Source organism: Halorubrum sp. CBA1125, assembly GCF_009742825.1.
Taxonomy (GTDB): domain Archaea; phylum Halobacteriota; class Halobacteria; order Halobacteriales; family Haloferacaceae; genus Halorubrum.
Genome location: NZ_WPCE01000065.1, coordinates 1 through 14,250, shown reverse-complemented (window position 1 = coordinate 14,250; position 14,250 = coordinate 1). Strand labels below are relative to the sequence as shown.

Sequence of the window (14,250 nt, the reverse complement as noted above, 5' to 3'; positions counted from 1 at the left end):
CCCCCCGTCCTGTACAGCACCGTCCCGCAGCCTCACGCCTCCCCAGCCTCGCGGTTCGCGCTCTCCGAGCGCTCACCGCCTCCCTCGCGTTCGGTTCGCGCCCGCTGGGCGCTCACCGGAGCGCGCCACCGCTTCGCTCCGTTATCGCTCAGTTGTAACGGTTCGTCGCGCTCGCCGGTCGTCTCACCTCACACGGTCGCCGTCGCCACGCGATCGGCTCTCGCTCGGCTCGCTCGTCGAAACGGATCGACGACAGTCCGCGCGTTCGACGCCGCTCCGACCGGAAACGGGCGATACCGGACCGCACGCCCGCGGGCACACAAGTCTCAACGCTTATGAGGGGGCGGTTCAAATCCTCGCACGTTACGGAGACCTATATGAGCGATTGGATAGCGATCGGCGCCTTGGCGGCCGTCGGCCTCCTCATCCCGATAGGGATGATGACCGTGTCGGCGTTGCTCCGTCCGAGCGTGCCTGAGACCGGTAAAAGTACCACCTACGAGTCCGGCGAGACCCCGACGGGCGGCACGCGGATCCGGTTCAACATCCAGTACTACATGGTCGCGCTGTTGTTCGTCGTGTTCGACATCGAGACCGTGTTGCTGTTCCCGTGGGCCGTGATCTACCGGCCGGCCATCCAGGCGGGCGTGCCGGTGAGCGCCCTGCTGTGGCCGATGCTGGCGTTCGTCGGGATCCTCGCGATCGGGCTCGTCTGGGCGTGGCGGTCGGGGGGCGATCAGCTGGGCCCGCAGCCCCCGGGCGACCAGCCGAAAGACAACGGAGGGAGACGTCAACTAATGAGCAGCGACCAACCATTCATCACCGACGAATCGCAAGTCGTAACCGAGACCCGCGACAGCCGGATGACCGGCCAAGGAGACCGCTTCAACTCCCGGCTTCGCGAGGCGTTCGGCTCCTCGCCGTTCATCCTCACCAAGTTCGACAAGTTCCTGAACTGGTGTCGCGGCTCCTCGATGTTCATGCTGCAGTTCGGCATCGCCTGCTGTAGCATCGAGATGATGCACACCTACGCGGTGAAACACGACCTCGACCGCTTCGGCAGCGGGGTCCCCCGCGCGTCGCCGCGGCAGGCCGACGTGATGATCGTCCCCGGGACGATCGTCTCGAAGTTCGCCCCGCGGATGAAGCGCGTGTACGACCAGATGCCCGAGCCGAAGTTCGTCGTCGGCATGGGCTCGTGTACCATCTCCGGCGGCCCGTTCCAGGAGGGGTACAACGTGATCAAAGGCGCCGAGGAGGTCATCCCGATCGACATCCACGTCCCCGGCTGTCCGCCCCGTCCCGAGGCGCTCGTCTACGGCGTCGTGAAGCTCCAGGAGCGCGTCGCCAACGGCGAGGCCGCGCCGGTCACGGTCAAGCCGTACGAGCTGGAACAGTTCTCCGACCTCGAACGCGACGAGCTCGTCGACAGCCTCGTCGACCAGATCGACGACGACGAACTCGTCATGCGGTACAACTTCGCCGATTCGCCATGAGCCTCGAACGACCCGACACCGTCGACGACGGGGCCGTCGAGCGCACCCCGGACGAGCTGGAGGCGCTCCTCGGCGACCTCGTCGTCGACCGCGACGACCACCTGAACGCGCCCGGGTTCGTGATCCGCCCGGACACCGTCCAGGAGACGCTCTCGATCCTGAAAGAGCAGGCGGGGTACGACCACCTCTCCGTGGTCTCCGCCCAGGAGTACGAGAACCGCTACGAGTCGATCTATCACCTGAAGAAGTTCGACGACCCCACCCAGGAAGTCAGCGTCGTCGTCCCCGCGGACAAGGACGACCCCGTCTCCGAGACGGCCGAGCCGGTCTTCCGGACGGCCGACTGGCACGAGCGCGAGGCGTACGACCTGGTCGGGATCGAGTACGAGGGGCACCCGGACCTGCGGCGGATCCTGCTGCCCGAGACGTGGCAGGGGCATCCCCTCTCGATGGACTACGACAGGGACCAGCCGCAGATCGCCACGCTGCCGGAGCACGCGAACCCGCTCCAGGAGCACCACAAGGACGCCGAGTCCGACACGATGTTCCTCAACATCGGGCCGCACCACCCGGCGACCCACGGCGTGCTCCACCTGAAGACGACCCTCGACGGCGAGCAGGTGGTGGACGTCGAGCCCGACATCGGCTACCTCCACCGGTGTGAAGAGCAGATGGCCCAGTCGGGCACCTACCGCCACCAGATCATGCCGTACCCCGACCGCTGGGACTACATCTCGGCGGGGCTGCTCAACGAGTGGGCGTACGCGCGGGCGGCCGAGGACCTCGCGGACATCGAGGTCCCCGAGTACGCGCAGGTGATCCGGACGATGGGCGCCGAGATGTGCCGGATCGCCGCGCACATGCTCGCGCTCGCGACGTTCGCGCTCGACATCAACGGCGACTTCACGGCGACGTTCATGTACGCCATCAACGACCGCGAGCGCGTCCAGAACCTCTTAGAGGACCTGACGGGCCAGCGGCTGATGTTCAACTACTTCCGGCTCGGCGGCGTCGTCTGGGACCTCCCCGAGCCGCGAGAGGAGTTCTTCTCGAACACCCGCGACTTCCTCGACCAGCTGCCGGAGTCGATCGAGGAGTACCACAACCTGATCACCGCCAACGAGGTCTTCCAGATGCGGACGATCGACACGGGCGTCCTCCCGCCGGAGGTCGCGAAGAACTACGGCGCGACCGGACCGGTGCTCCGCGGCTCGGGCGTCGACTACGACCTGCGCCGCGACGACCCGTACGGCTACTACGACGAGCTGGACTGGGACGTCGTGACCGAGGAGGGCTGTGACAACTTCAGCCGTCTGCTCGTCCGGATGCGCGAGGTCGAAGAGTCCGCGAAGATCATCGAGCAGTGCGTCGACCTGCTCGAAGACTGGCCCGAAGACGAGCGCACCATTCAGGCGAACGTCCCCCGCACGCTGCGGCCGGACGACGACACCGAGATCTACCGCGCCGTCGAAGGGGCGAAAGGCGAACTCGGCATCTACATCCGTGCCGACGGCACCGACAAGCCCGCTCGCTTCAAGATCCGGTCGCCGTGCTTCTCGAACCTGCAGACGCTCCCGGAGATGTCGAACGGTGAGTACATCCCCGACGTCATCGCCGCGCTCGGCAGCCTCGACGTCGTGCTCGGGGAGGTGGACCGCTGATGGGCGCGCGCCCGCACAGCTGTTCCCCGAGTTCCTCGTCGACACGTTCGGGCTACCGGGCGTGCTCGGGGAGGTCGTCGCGGCGCTGATCGCGGCGGCCGTCGTGGGGAACATCGTCCTCGCGTTCACGGGCGTCGCGGGCCCGTGGGCGAAACGCAAGATCACGGCGGCGTTCACCGACCGGATCGCCGTCAACCGTGTCGGGCCGTTCGGCCTGCTCATCATCCCGGCGGCCGCGGTCCAGCTACTCGCGAAGGAGCTCATCATCCCCGAGGGCGTGGACCGCCCCTCGTGGGACATCGCGCCGATCCTCCTGCCGGCGTCCGCGCTGCTCGGGTTCTCGGTGATCCCGATGGGACGGCTCGGTCCGATAAACTTCCAGCTCGCCGACCCCGAGGTCGGCTTCGCGCTGGTGTTCGCGTTCGCCTCCATCGCCTCGGTGTCGCTGGTGATGGCCGGTTACGCGTCGAACAACAAGTACTCGCTGCTCGGCGGTCTCCGGGCGGTCGCACAGAACCTCGCGTACGAGATCCCCCTCGTCGTCACGGCGATGTCGGTCGTCGTCTTCACCGGCACGCTCCAGATGAGCGGGATCGTCGCCGCGCAGACCGAGACGCTCGCGACGGTCGGCGGGATCGCCATCCCGTCGTGGTACGCGTTCGTGAACCCGTTCGCATTCGTGTTGTTCCTCACGGCGAACATGGCGGAGATCGGACGGAACCCGTTCGACATCCCCGAGGCGCCGACGGAGATCGTCGCCGGGTACCAGACCGAGTACTCCTCGGCGTACTTCGTGCTGTTTTACCTCGGGGAGTTCGTCCACATCTTCCTCGGCGGCGCGATCCTCGCGGTGACGTTCCTCGGCGGCGCGTCCGGCCCCGGACCGGCGGGCATCGGCTTCGTCTGGTTCGTGGTGAAGATCTGGGCCTTCTTCCTGTTCACGCAGTGGGCCCGCTCCGCGCTGCCGCGCGTCCGCATCGATCAGCTGATCGAGATCGGCTGGAAGGGAATGTTGGTGCTGTCGTTCGCGAACCTGGTGCTCACGGCCGTAATCGTGGGGGTGATCGCGTAACATGATCGGACTCATGAAATCCATGGCGACGACGCTGAAGCACGCGCTCGACGGGTCGACCTTCACGGTGGAGTACCCGGAGGAGGCACCCGAAGTGAGCCCGCGCTTCCGCGGCGTCCACAAGTTCAGTCAGGAGCGGTGTATCTGGTGTCGGCAGTGCGAGAACGTCTGCCCGAACGACACGATCCAGATCGTCCAGGACGACCAGCGCAACGGCGAGCAGTACAACCTCCACATCGGGCAGTGTATCTACTGCCGGCTCTGTGAGGAGGTCTGTCCGGTCGACGCGATCCTGTTGACCCAGAACTTCGAGTTCACCGCCGACACGAAAGACGACTTCGTGTACAACAAAGAACAGCTCAAGAACGTCCCGTGGTACAAGGGCATCGACCCGCTCGAGTCCCGTAACCCCGACCGCGGCGCGTGGATCGGGGAGGGCGACGGCGAGGTCGATTACCAGTAACGGGCACGTCTCGAAATCTTCAAAGGGATTCTCATAGGAGACACACACAATGGTTTACACTACCATCGCGTTCGGGCTGTTCGCCGCGGTCACGCTGGCGTTCAGCCTCGGGGTCGTCCTAGCGCGCGACGTGTTCCACGCCGCGCTGCTCCTGGGCGGGGCCCTGACGAGCGTCGCGGTGCACTACGTGATGCTGCAGGCGGAGTTCATCGCCGCCATGCAGATCCTCGTCTACGTGGGCGGGGTCCTCATCCTCATCACGTTCGCCGTGATGCTCACGCGATCGGACACGGAAACGGAGGTGAGTAGAGCGTGAGCGACGACGCCGACCCTCGCGGACGGCTGGTGCCCGCCCTGGCGGTCACCGTCCTGTTCGCGGTGATGGCGCTGGCGGCCACCTCGGCGGAGTTCGACGCCGAGGCGGCCGGGTTCCCGGCGGACGCCTCGGTCGTTCACAACCTCGGGTACGCGCTGTTCGACCTCGGCGAGTACGGCGTCGCGACGATCCCTTCGGAGGGGTTCCTCGCGGCGTTCCTCATCGTCGCGGTGGCGCTCGACGTCGCCGTCGACGGCGCCGTCTACCTGGCGAAACGCGAGGAGGACGGCTCCATCATCGCCGCGGTCGGGCAGGCGTTCACCGACGGCGGCCGCGACGGAGGTGAGCGGTGATGGTACCGGTGGAGTGGTACCTGCTGCTCGCCGCCGGGGTGTTCTGTATCGGACTGTTCGGCGTGCTCACGCGGCGGAACGCGCTGTACTTCCTCATGAGCGTCGAGCTCATGATGAACGCCGCGAACATCAACTTCGTCGCGTTCGCGCTGTACTACGGCGACCTCACGGGCCAGGTGTTCTCGCTGTTCGTCATCGCGCTGGCGGCCGCGGAGGTCGCGATCGGCATCGGCATCATCCTGGTGATGTACCGCAACTTCGGCGTCACGGACGTCACCGTTCCAACGGAGATGAGGTGGTAACATGATAGACGTGTTCTCGTACGTTCCGGCGATCGTGCTCCTGCCGTTCTTCTCGTTCCTGATCGCGCTCGGCGCGGGCAAGTACCTCCCGAAGGGCGGGGCCTTCGGCGGCATCGCGGCGACGGCGGGGTCGTTCCTGCTGTCGCTGTGGGTGCTCGCGACGGTCGCGGGGGGGAGCGGAGGCGAACCGCACCATCTACACGTGGGCCGGCGCCGGCGGGATCGGCCCGACCGACGTGGAGCTCACCTTCGGCATCCTGGTCGACCCGCTGTCGGCGCTGATGCTCGTCATCGTGACGCTCATCGCGCTGTTGGTCCACGTGTTCTCGCTGGGCTACATGAACGACGAGGGCGAGACCGGCCTGCCGCGGTACTACGCCGGGCTCGGACTGTTCACGGCGTCGATGCTCGGGTTCGTCGTCGCCGACAACCTGCTCATGGCGTTCATGTTCTTCGAGCTGGTCGGGCTCTGCTCGTACCTGCTCATCGGCTTCCACTTCCGGGAGCCCGGTCCGCCCTCGGCGGCGAAGAAGGCCTTTTTGGTCACCCGGTTCGGTGACTACTTCTTCCTGGTCGGCGTCGTCGCCGTGTTCGCGACGTTCGGCACCGCGCAGTTCGCCGGGCCGGAGTCGTTCCCGGCGCTCGCCGAGGCCGGCGAGGTCGTCTGGACGCCCGGCGGGCTCGCGCTCGACACCCGGTTCACGATCGTCGGGCTGCTCGTGCTCGGCGGGGTCGTCGGCAAGTCCGCGCAGTTCCCGCTGCACACGTGGCTGCCCGACGCGATGGAGGGCCCGACGCCCGTCTCCGCGCTGATCCACGCCGCGACGATGGTCGCGGCCGGCGTCTACCTCGTCGCGCGGATGTACGGCTTCTACGCGCTGTCCCCGACGGCGCTCGCGGTCATCGCGTTCGTCGGCGGCTTCACCGCCCTGTTCGCGGCGACGATGGGGGTCGTGAAAGACGAGCTGAAGCAGGTGCTCGCGTACTCGACCATCTCGCAGTACGGTTACATGATGCTCGCGCTCGGCGCGGGCGGGTACGTGGCCGCGGTCTTCCACCTCACCACCCACGCGTTCTTCAAGGCGCTTTTGTTCCTCGGCGCGGGCTCGGTGATCATCGCGATGCACCACAACGAGGACATGTGGGACATGGGCGGACTGAAGGACAAGCTGCCCGTCACCTACTACACGTTCCTAGCGGGGTCGCTGGCGCTCGCCGGGATCTTCCCGTTCGCGGGCTTCTGGTCGAAAGACGAGGTGCTCTACGAGGCGCTCGTCCACGCGCCCGGCGAGCCGCTGCTTTTCGGCGGCTACTTGATGGGACTGCTCGCGGTTCCCGTCACGGCCTTCTACACGTTCCGGATGGTCTTCTTGACGTTCCACGGCGAGCCGCGCACCGAAACCGCTCGTGATCCCGAGTCCGTTCGCTGGAACGTGAAGGGCCCGCTGACGGTGCTCGGCGCGCTCGCGGTCGTCACCGGCGTCATCAACATGGTGCCGGTCCAGAAGGTGCTCGGAATCGAGGGGATCGACCTGCTCCACCGCTGGCTCGACAACGAGTGGAGCGGTATCGAGGGACTCTCCTCGCACCACTACGCGGACATCGGCCCGTACAGCAGTCAGTACCTCGTCGGCGGCGAGGTCGGCACGGTGCTCGCCGGCGCAGCGGTCTCGCTCGGGCTGGCGTTGGCCGGCCTCGGGCTCGCGTGGCGGCTCTACGGCGTTCCGTCGCCGACGGAACACACGGCGAAACTCGGCGGGATCAAAGACGTGCTGTACAACAACTACTACCTCGACGAACTGCAGGTGTGGCTCGCGTACCGAACCGAGGACGTCGCCGGGGTGGCTGACACCTTCGACCAGGGGATCGTCGACGGCGTCGTCAACGGCGTCTCCTCGGTGAGCCTCTTCGGCGGGAGCCGGGTCCGGCGGATACAGACCGGCGTCGTCTCGCAGTACGCCGCGCTCCTCACGCTGGGGCTGGTCGCGCTGATTCTCGTCCTCGGCGTCACCGGGGGGTGGTTCCTGTGATACTGGAAGCGCTCATCGCGGTCACGTTCGTGAGCGCGCTGCTCGTGCTACTCGCGCCGAACGAGTGGGCGGGCCGGCTCGCGTTCGCGCTCAGCCTGCTCCCGTTCGCCGGGAGCCTCTACCTCTGGTCCGGCTTCGACGGCTCCGGCAACGCCCTCACGGGCGGTGACATCGCCTTCCGGACGCAGATCGAGTGGCTGGAGGTCGGCGGTCGCACCGTCTCGTGGTTCGTCGGACTCGACGGCATCAGCCTTCCGCTGCTCGTGCTCACGACGTTCCTCGTGCCGCTGGCGATCCTCAGCGCGTGGACGCCGATCGACTCCCGGCAGAGCCAGTTCTACGGGCTGATGCTGTTCATGGAGGCGAACCTCATCGGCGTGTTCACCGCGCTCGACTTCTTCCTCTGGTTCGTCTTCTGGGAGGCCGTGCTGGTGCCGATGTACTTCCTCATCGGCGTCTGGGGCGGTCCCCGCCGCAAGTACGCCGCGATCAAGTTCTTCGTGTACACGAACGCGGCGTCGCTACTGATGTTCCTCGGTTTCATGAGCCTCGTGTTCGGGCTCGGTGACTCGGCGTCGTCGTTCGCGCTCCCCGAGATCACGCAGGCGCTCGCCGCGGGCGAGCTCGACACCTGGTTCGGCATCTCGCCCGGGCGGCTGTCGATGGTCGCGTTCCTCGCGATGTTCCTCGGGTTCGCGGTGAAGGTCCCGATCGTGCCGGTGCACACGTGGCTGCCGGACGCCCACGTCGAGGCGCCGACGCCGGCGTCGGTGCTGCTGGCCGGCGTCCTCCTGAAGATGGGGACGTACGCGCTGCTCCGGTTCAACTTCACGATGCTCCCCGATCAGGCCTCCGCGCTCGCGGTCCCGATCGCCGCGATCGCCGTGATCAGCGTCATCTACGGCGCGATGTTGGCGCTGGCACAGAAGGACCTCAAGCGGATCGTCGCGTACTCCTCGGTCTCCTCGATGGGGTACGTCATCCTCGGGCTCGTCGTGTTCACCGAGTACGGCGTCGGCGGCGCGACGTTCCAGATGGTCGCACACGGTCTCATCTCGGGACTGATGTTCATGGCGGTCGGCGTCATGTACAACGCGACTCACACCCGGATGGTCGGCGACATGGCCGGGATGGCAGACCGGATGCCGGTCACGGTCGGTATCCTCGTCGCCGGCGCGTTCGGCTACATGGGCCTGCCGCTGATGGCCGGCTTCGCCGGCGAGTTCTTCATCTTCGTGGGGTCGCTGTCCGCACCGGCGCTCCCGTACGCGCCGGTGTTCACGGCGCTCGCGATGTTCGGTATCGTCATCGTCGCCGGCTACCTGCTGTCGGCGATGCAGAGCACGCTGTTCGGGCCGTTCCGGCTCGAGACCGACTACGAGGTCGGGCCCGCGCCGTTCCACGACGTCGCCCCGCTCGCGGCCCTCTTGGTGGCGATCGTGGTGCTGGGCGTCGCGCCCGACATCTTCTTCGAGATGATACGTGACGCTGCGCTGCCCGTGGTCGAGGGGGTGACCGTCGATGGTTAACGTGCTTCCGCCGGTGACGGCGCTGCTCCCGGTACTCCTGCTCGGCGTCACCGGACTGGCGCTGCTGCTGGTCGACACGGTCAGTCCGGACGCGCGGTCGAACACCTCGATGGCGGTCGTGAGCGCGCTCGGCGCGCTGGCCTCGCTCGCCGCGACGGTCTGGTTCGTCGTCTCCGGGACCGGGAGCGTGGACACCGGCGGCGCGATCACGCTGTTCGCCGACGCAATCGAGGTGGACACGATGGCGCTGTTTTTCACCGCCATCTTCGCGTCCGTGACGTCGCTCGTCGTCGTCGCCGCCCACGACTACTTCCACGACCACGCGAATCCGGCGGCGTTCTACTCGCTGTTGATGTTCGCGGCGACCGGGATGGCGCTTTTGGCGGTCGCGAACTCCCTGGCGGTCGTCTTCGTCGCCCTGGAGATGGTGTCGCTGCCGTCGTACGTGCTCGTCGCGTTCCTCAAGCAGAACCGCGGGAGCGTCGAAGCCGGCCTGAAGTACTTCCTCGTCGGCGCGCTCTCCTCGGCGATCTTCCTGTTCGGCATCTCATTGGTGTACGCCGCGACGGGGTCGCTGCTGTTCGGTGACGTCGCCGAGGCGGTCGGCTCGATCGACAGCCTCGCGGGCGTCACCGGGATCGGCATCGTGATGATCGTCGGCGGGGTCGCGTTCAAGACCGCCTCCGTGCCGTTCCACTTCTGGGCGCCGGAGGCGTACGAGGGCGCGCCCGCGCCGGCGAGCGCGTTCCTCTCGTCGGCCTCGAAGGCCGCCGGATTCGTGGTCGCGTTCCAGCTGTTCACCGAGGCGTTCCCGGTCGGCGCGTCGCTGGCGGCCGACATCAACTGGGTGTTCGCCTTCGGTATCCTCGCGGCCGTGACCATGACGCTCGGGAACTTCGCGGCGGCCGTCCAGGAGGAGGTCAAGCGGATGCTCGCGTACTCGTCCATCGGCCACGCGGGATACGCGCTCATCGGCGTCGCCGCGCTCTCGCAGGACGGGGGCGCCAACGGTGCCGTGATGGGCGCGGCGATGGCGCACCTGCTCGTCTACGGGTTCATGAACACCGGCGCGTTCCTCTTCGTCGCGATGGCGGAGCGGTGGGGCGTCGGCCGGACCTTCGAGGACTACGCCGGGCTGGCCCGGCGCGCGCCCGTCGCCTCGACGGCGATGGCCGTGTTCATGTTCTCGCTTGCCGGTCTGCCGCCGTTTGCCGGGTTCTTCTCGAAGTACTTCCTGTTCATGGGAGCCATCGACAACGGCTTCCTGTGGCTGGCGGGCGTCGGCGCCGTCAACAGCGTCGTCTCGCTGTACTACTACAGCCGCGTCGTGAAGGCGCTGTTCCTAGACGACCCAGCGACGCCGAGCGCGCTGGACGCCCTCGACGTGCGCCCGACGGCGCTGTACGCCGCGGTCGTCTTCGCCGCGGTCGCGACGGTGCTGCTGTTGCCCGGCTTCGGACCGGTCATCGAGACGGCGCAGGCGGCGGCGTCAGCGCTGTTCTGACCGGTGCCGGTTTTATAGGGCGATTATAGGGCGATCGTTCCGTGTTTTCGACGAGGGGCGCTCGACGAACGGCTCACAGCCCCCCGCTCGGCGAAGGAGCGAAGTGCGGTCGGTCCCTACGGCGGGCCGTGAAGGAGTACGAGCGGAAGGGGCTCCTCGAACGGGTCAACCGCGAGGCCGCCACCGTCGGGGCCGACATCCCCGAGGAGATCGAGATCCAGGGCGAGCCGATCGACCTCCAGTCGTTCGTCTTCGAGATCAAGCGGCGCGAGACCGTCCCGTCGGGGGAACGCGAGCGAGTCGAGCGGGCCAAGCGGAACCTCCGGCGCGAGCGGTTAGAGCGGCTGGAGGCCATCGAGGAGAACGAGGTGACCTACGAGGAGGGCGAGCGGCTCGCGGCGTCGATCATCGGCATCGATCGGGCGCTGGAGGCGCTAGAGGGGCTGAACGCGCCGGACCCGGAGACCGAGGAGATGCGACAGGAGGCGGCCGACCGCAAGCGGTGGATGAACTTCCTGAAGAAGGCGCTCGGCCACGAGGACGCCGGCGGGTCGCGAACCCGACGCTGAGACGTCACGACTCTGTACCGCCCGCGACGGTGAGACCTCACGGGGTCCCGCCCGCGGACTCGAAACGGAGCCGACAGTCGTAGTACCGACTGTCGTACCGTATCGTCCGTCGCTCCGGCGTCGCGCCCGCGTCGTTCCGAACGTTCCCGTCGAGGTACGGCCACGCGTGCAGCGCCCGGAGCACCTCCTCGTACGCGTTCGAGAACGGATGGGGCTCGCTGTACTCGCCGTGCCGTGCCTCCGCGAGCACGTCTCGGGCCGTAGCGGAAAGCCCCTCTCGAGAGAACCGGGCGTCGACGAACGTCGCCCGGAGGATCGCCTCCATCCGCTCGCGCGACTCCGCGACCCGCTCGCCGGTCGCGCGGTACACCGGCTCGTGGAAGCGCTCGCGCTCGGTCTCGACGCGGTACACGGTATCCCGGAACCGCACGTGCGTCGGCCCGTCCTCGTCGAGCAGCCTGCTGTCGTCGATCGCGGCGTCGTCGCGGTAGACGTAGCCGTCGCGCTCGACCAGCCCGATCGGCACGCCGCCCTCGTTGCCCCGCGCCCGTGCAGCGAAGTGCGCGATCTCGACGGCGCGCCGGTCGCCCTCGGGGAGCGTCTCCGCCGCGACGCCGTCCGGGACGTCCGCCGCGCGCTCCTCGACGCCGAAGAGCCGTAGGACCGGCCGGGTGACCGCGGCCTCGTTGACCACGACGGACCCCAGCCGGTAGTAGGCTCCCTCGGAGACGGCGTACGTCGGGTCGTCCGGCGTCGAGAAGAACGGCTTCCGGTACTGTGTCGTGTAGTCCTCGTCGGCGCGAACGGCCGCGAACGCCGCCTCGTCCCACCGCGGATCGCTCGATTCGGGGTCGACGACGTGCCGGTCGCGGAGCGCGTCGCGGCCGTCCGCAAGCGAGAGCGCGAGGACGCGCTCGTCCCCCGCGCCGCCGTCGTCGACCGCCCGCTCGTCGAGGCCGAGACAGCCGGTCGTCGCCCCGATCGCGCCGGCGAGACCCCCGAGGAGGACCCGCCGACGCGACGGCGTCACATCGGTCATGGATGCCGTTCGTCGTCCCCACGCTAATGGGTTCGCGTCGCTCAAACGTCCGTTGTAGTTACCGACTCGGTGGTGTCGCCGCCGCGGGTGTCCAGACGGCTAATTCCCCGTGAAATCGATCCGCGACCCGCTCGCCTCGGCGTCGCGACGTGCGGGGCCGTGCCGGACGAAGTCGTAGGCGTCGTCCGCGAGGAACACCGCGTCGTCCGCGACCGCGACGTCGATCGGCTCGAGGACCGCGCCCTCGCAGGGACCGAAGGTGCAGTACCCCGCCTCCGCCTCGAACGTCGCGCCGTGCTTCTGACAGAACACCTCGCCGTCGCGGACGAACGCGCCGTCGTCCCTGTCGAGGCGGACGTCCGTCCAGTGCGGACAGTAGTTGCGGAAGGCGGTGACCTCGCTCGCGGCCCGGGTGAGGATCGCCTCCACCTCCGGCGTCCCGTCGTCGGCCGCCCCGACGTCGCCCTCGCCCCTCCCGACTGCGCCGACGTCGCTGTCGCCCGTCTCGATCGCGTCGGCGTCCGCCGGGCGCAGCGTCACGAGCAGCGTGCTGTCCTCCGGAACATCCTCGACGGGCGCGATCCGTCGGTCCGCGTCCATACCGAGCCGTGGCGTGCGGCCGGTTTCAACGTTCTGGGATTCGTCGGTCGTTCCCAACGCGACCCGGTCGACCGGCTAGACCCCGAGCCACTCGTCGTCGCGGACCTCGTACCCGTGCTCCCGGCAGTACATCGCCGCGTACCGGCGCACGTCCCGGGATCCGGGAATCACTTCCTTCTCGCGGATCCGGTCGACGACCCAGTCGGCGACGGCGCGAACGCCCGCCTCGTCGTCGAGCTCGTTGACGTCGCTCAGCGCCCGAAAGCTCCGCTCGAAGGCCTCCTGCTGTGACCGCCCGAACGCCTCGTTCGGGAGGGTCGCCGCCGCCTCCACGACCCGCTTCATCGCGGCCGCGACCGCGGGCCGACGGACCCGCTCGCTGACGACCGCGGGGGCGTCGAAGGTCTCCATGTCGGCGTCGGGGAGGAGATCGGCGACCGCGTGGGTGCCGTCGACCGACGCGACCTCTCGGTCGCCGACCGCGGCGACGATCTCGCGACCCGTCGCCGGGAACGTCAGCGGCTGCAGTGCCGCCTCGAGGTCGGCGAGTTCCGCAGCGTCGACCGGGGGCTCCGCCTCGTCACCGCGCTCCAGCTCGGCGGCGATTGCGCGCTCGCGCTGTCGTCGGTCCTCGTCTGCGGCCTGTTTCTCGCGTCCGCTCTTGTCGTCTGCCATCCGTCACCTACGATCTGGCGGGATAACGGTGTGGCCGAGTCCCCTCCCACGTCCCAGCCGTCGGAGAGACGCGTCACCGAGTCTCACAGCCGTTCGCCGTCGTAGTAGCGCGCTTCCACGCGCCGGTCGAACAGCCGCGAGAGGAGGGTCGTGAGGGGCCCCTCGACGCCCGCGCCGTCGCCGTCGCTCTCGACGGTTCCGTCAGCGCCGACGGCGATCCCGTCGACGGTCGCGACCGGCCGGATCTCCCACGTCGAGTTGGTGAGGAAGACCTCGTCGGCGCCGCGCACCGCGTCGGGCGCGTACGTCCCCTCCTCGACCGGAATCCCCTCGTCCTCGGCGATCTCGATCACGGTCCGGCGGGTGACGCCGGGGAGGATCGGACCGTCGAGGGAAGGGGTCTTCAGCGCGGTCCCGTCGGAGAAAAAGAGGTTCGAGGTCGCGCCCTCGGCGACGTTGCCCTCGGGGTCGAGCATGAGCGCCTCGTCGGCGCCGGTGACGCGAAGTTCGAGCCTGGCGAGGATCCCGTTGAGGTAGTTGTGGGTCTTCGCGTCGGCCGGGAGGGCCCGCGCGGACGGCTTGCGGGTCTTCGTCGTCTGGAGCGCGGCCGGGCCGTCGTAGACGGGATCGGCGTCGACGCC

Annotated in this window: 14 protein-coding genes and 2 pseudogenes; 12 read left to right on the top strand and 4 right to left on the bottom strand. The window is 68.2% G+C overall.

What is annotated here, in order from left to right:
* Positions 1-377: 377 nt before the first annotated feature.
* The 12 genes and pseudogenes from GJ633_RS07915 (at position 378) to GJ633_RS07860 (ending at position 11,295) form a co-directional block, all read left to right on the top strand.
* Positions 378-798: pseudogene (locus tag GJ633_RS07915) on the top strand (NADH-quinone oxidoreductase subunit A).
* On the top strand, positions 798-1,496 hold the full coding sequence (locus tag GJ633_RS07910) for an NADH-quinone oxidoreductase subunit B (RefSeq protein ID WP_156588383.1): 699 nt from the start codon (positions 798-800) through the stop codon (positions 1,494-1,496). The pseudogene GJ633_RS07915 and the gene GJ633_RS07910 overlap by 1 nt, the downstream one beginning before the upstream one ends.
* The gene (locus tag GJ633_RS07905) at positions 1,493-3,157 is read left to right on the top strand and encodes an NADH-quinone oxidoreductase subunit D (protein ID WP_156588382.1); all 1,665 of its coding nucleotides are present in this window, start codon (positions 1,493-1,495) and stop codon (positions 3,155-3,157) included. Before GJ633_RS07910 ends, GJ633_RS07905 begins: the two co-directional genes overlap by 4 nt.
* Positions 3,158-3,176: 19 nt before the next feature.
* A complete protein-coding gene (locus GJ633_RS07900) occupies positions 3,177-4,229 on the top strand; it encodes a complex I subunit 1 family protein (RefSeq protein WP_156588386.1) in 1,053 nt (350 codons plus the stop codon).
* Between the two features lies 1 nt (position 4,230).
* On the top strand, positions 4,231-4,692 hold the full coding sequence (locus tag GJ633_RS07895) for an NADH-quinone oxidoreductase subunit I (RefSeq protein WP_156588381.1): 462 nt from the start codon (positions 4,231-4,233) through the stop codon (positions 4,690-4,692).
* Positions 4,693-4,741: 49 nt separating this feature from the next.
* Positions 4,742-5,008, top strand: a complete 267-nt coding sequence (locus GJ633_RS07890; RefSeq protein ID WP_156588380.1) for an NADH-quinone oxidoreductase subunit J — start codon at positions 4,742-4,744, stop codon at positions 5,006-5,008.
* Positions 5,005-5,361 carry a hypothetical protein gene (locus tag GJ633_RS07885; protein ID WP_394351141.1) on the top strand — a complete coding sequence of 119 codons (357 nt, stop codon included), beginning with the start codon at positions 5,005-5,007 and terminating at the stop codon, positions 5,359-5,361. Before GJ633_RS07890 ends, GJ633_RS07885 begins: the two co-directional genes overlap by 4 nt.
* Positions 5,361-5,663, top strand: coding sequence for an NADH-quinone oxidoreductase subunit NuoK (gene nuoK / locus GJ633_RS07880; protein ID WP_156588379.1), 303 nt, complete (start codon positions 5,361-5,363; stop codon positions 5,661-5,663). The genes GJ633_RS07885 and nuoK overlap by 1 nt, the downstream gene beginning before the upstream one ends.
* A gap of 1 nt (position 5,664) precedes the next feature.
* Positions 5,665-7,693: pseudogene (gene nuoL, locus GJ633_RS07875) on the top strand (NADH-quinone oxidoreductase subunit L).
* Positions 7,690-9,222 (top strand): NuoM family protein, encoded by a 1,533-nt coding sequence (locus tag GJ633_RS07870; protein WP_321168969.1) that lies wholly within the window; start codon positions 7,690-7,692, stop codon positions 9,220-9,222. Before nuoL ends, GJ633_RS07870 begins: the two are co-directional and overlap by 4 nt.
* Positions 9,215-10,726: an NADH-quinone oxidoreductase subunit N gene (locus GJ633_RS07865; RefSeq protein ID WP_156588378.1), complete on the top strand. Its 1,512-nt coding sequence runs from the start codon at positions 9,215-9,217 to the stop codon at positions 10,724-10,726. The genes GJ633_RS07870 and GJ633_RS07865 overlap by 8 nt, the downstream gene beginning before the upstream one ends.
* 128 nt (positions 10,727-10,854) lie before the next feature.
* Positions 10,855-11,295 (top strand): DUF5788 family protein, encoded by a 441-nt coding sequence (locus GJ633_RS07860; RefSeq protein ID WP_321168968.1) that lies wholly within the window; start codon positions 10,855-10,857, stop codon positions 11,293-11,295.
* A gap of 37 nt (positions 11,296-11,332) precedes the next feature.
* Here GJ633_RS07860 and GJ633_RS07855 read toward each other — a convergent pair whose 3' ends face one another.
* The 4 genes from GJ633_RS07855 to GJ633_RS07840 form a co-directional block, all read right to left on the bottom strand.
* Positions 11,333-12,334: a hypothetical protein gene (locus tag GJ633_RS07855; protein ID WP_156588377.1), complete on the bottom strand. Its 1,002-nt coding sequence runs from the start codon at positions 12,332-12,334 to the stop codon at positions 11,333-11,335.
* A gap of 99 nt (positions 12,335-12,433) precedes the next feature.
* Positions 12,434-12,934, bottom strand: a complete 501-nt coding sequence (locus GJ633_RS07850) for a Rieske 2Fe-2S domain-containing protein (protein WP_156588376.1) — start codon at positions 12,932-12,934, stop codon at positions 12,434-12,436.
* 75 nt (positions 12,935-13,009) lie between these two features.
* Positions 13,010-13,609 (bottom strand): hypothetical protein, encoded by a 600-nt coding sequence (locus GJ633_RS07845; RefSeq protein WP_156588375.1) that lies wholly within the window; start codon positions 13,607-13,609, stop codon positions 13,010-13,012.
* An 83-nt stretch (positions 13,610-13,692) separates the two neighbouring features.
* Positions 13,693-14,250, bottom strand: a 558-nt coding sequence (locus GJ633_RS07840; RefSeq protein WP_197431287.1) for an aminotransferase class IV, incomplete at its 5' end; no start/stop codon positions are given.

Excerpts from the sequence above, each read along its gene's own strand:
- GJ633_RS07910 (WP_156588383.1), top strand. The coding sequence starts at position 798 with ATGAGCAGCGACCAACCATTCATCACCGACGAATCGCAAGTCGTAACC.
- GJ633_RS07905 (WP_156588382.1), top strand. The coding sequence starts at position 1,493 with ATGAGCCTCGAACGACCCGACACCGTCGACGACGGGGCCGTCGAGCGC.
- GJ633_RS07895 (WP_156588381.1), top strand. The coding sequence starts at position 4,231 with ATGATCGGACTCATGAAATCCATGGCGACGACGCTGAAGCACGCGCTC.
- GJ633_RS07890 (WP_156588380.1), top strand. The coding sequence starts at position 4,742 with ATGGTTTACACTACCATCGCGTTCGGGCTGTTCGCCGCGGTCACGCTG.
- nuoK (WP_156588379.1), top strand. The coding sequence starts at position 5,361 with ATGGTACCGGTGGAGTGGTACCTGCTGCTCGCCGCCGGGGTGTTCTGT.
- GJ633_RS07865 (WP_156588378.1), top strand. The coding sequence starts at position 9,215 with ATGGTTAACGTGCTTCCGCCGGTGACGGCGCTGCTCCCGGTACTCCTG.
- GJ633_RS07855 (WP_156588377.1), bottom strand. The coding sequence starts at position 12,334 with ATGACCGATGTGACGCCGTCGCGTCGGCGGGTCCTCCTCGGGGGTCTC.
- GJ633_RS07850 (WP_156588376.1), bottom strand. The coding sequence starts at position 12,934 with ATGGACGCGGACCGACGGATCGCGCCCGTCGAGGATGTTCCGGAGGAC.
- GJ633_RS07845 (WP_156588375.1), bottom strand. The coding sequence starts at position 13,609 with ATGGCAGACGACAAGAGCGGACGCGAGAAACAGGCCGCAGACGAGGAC.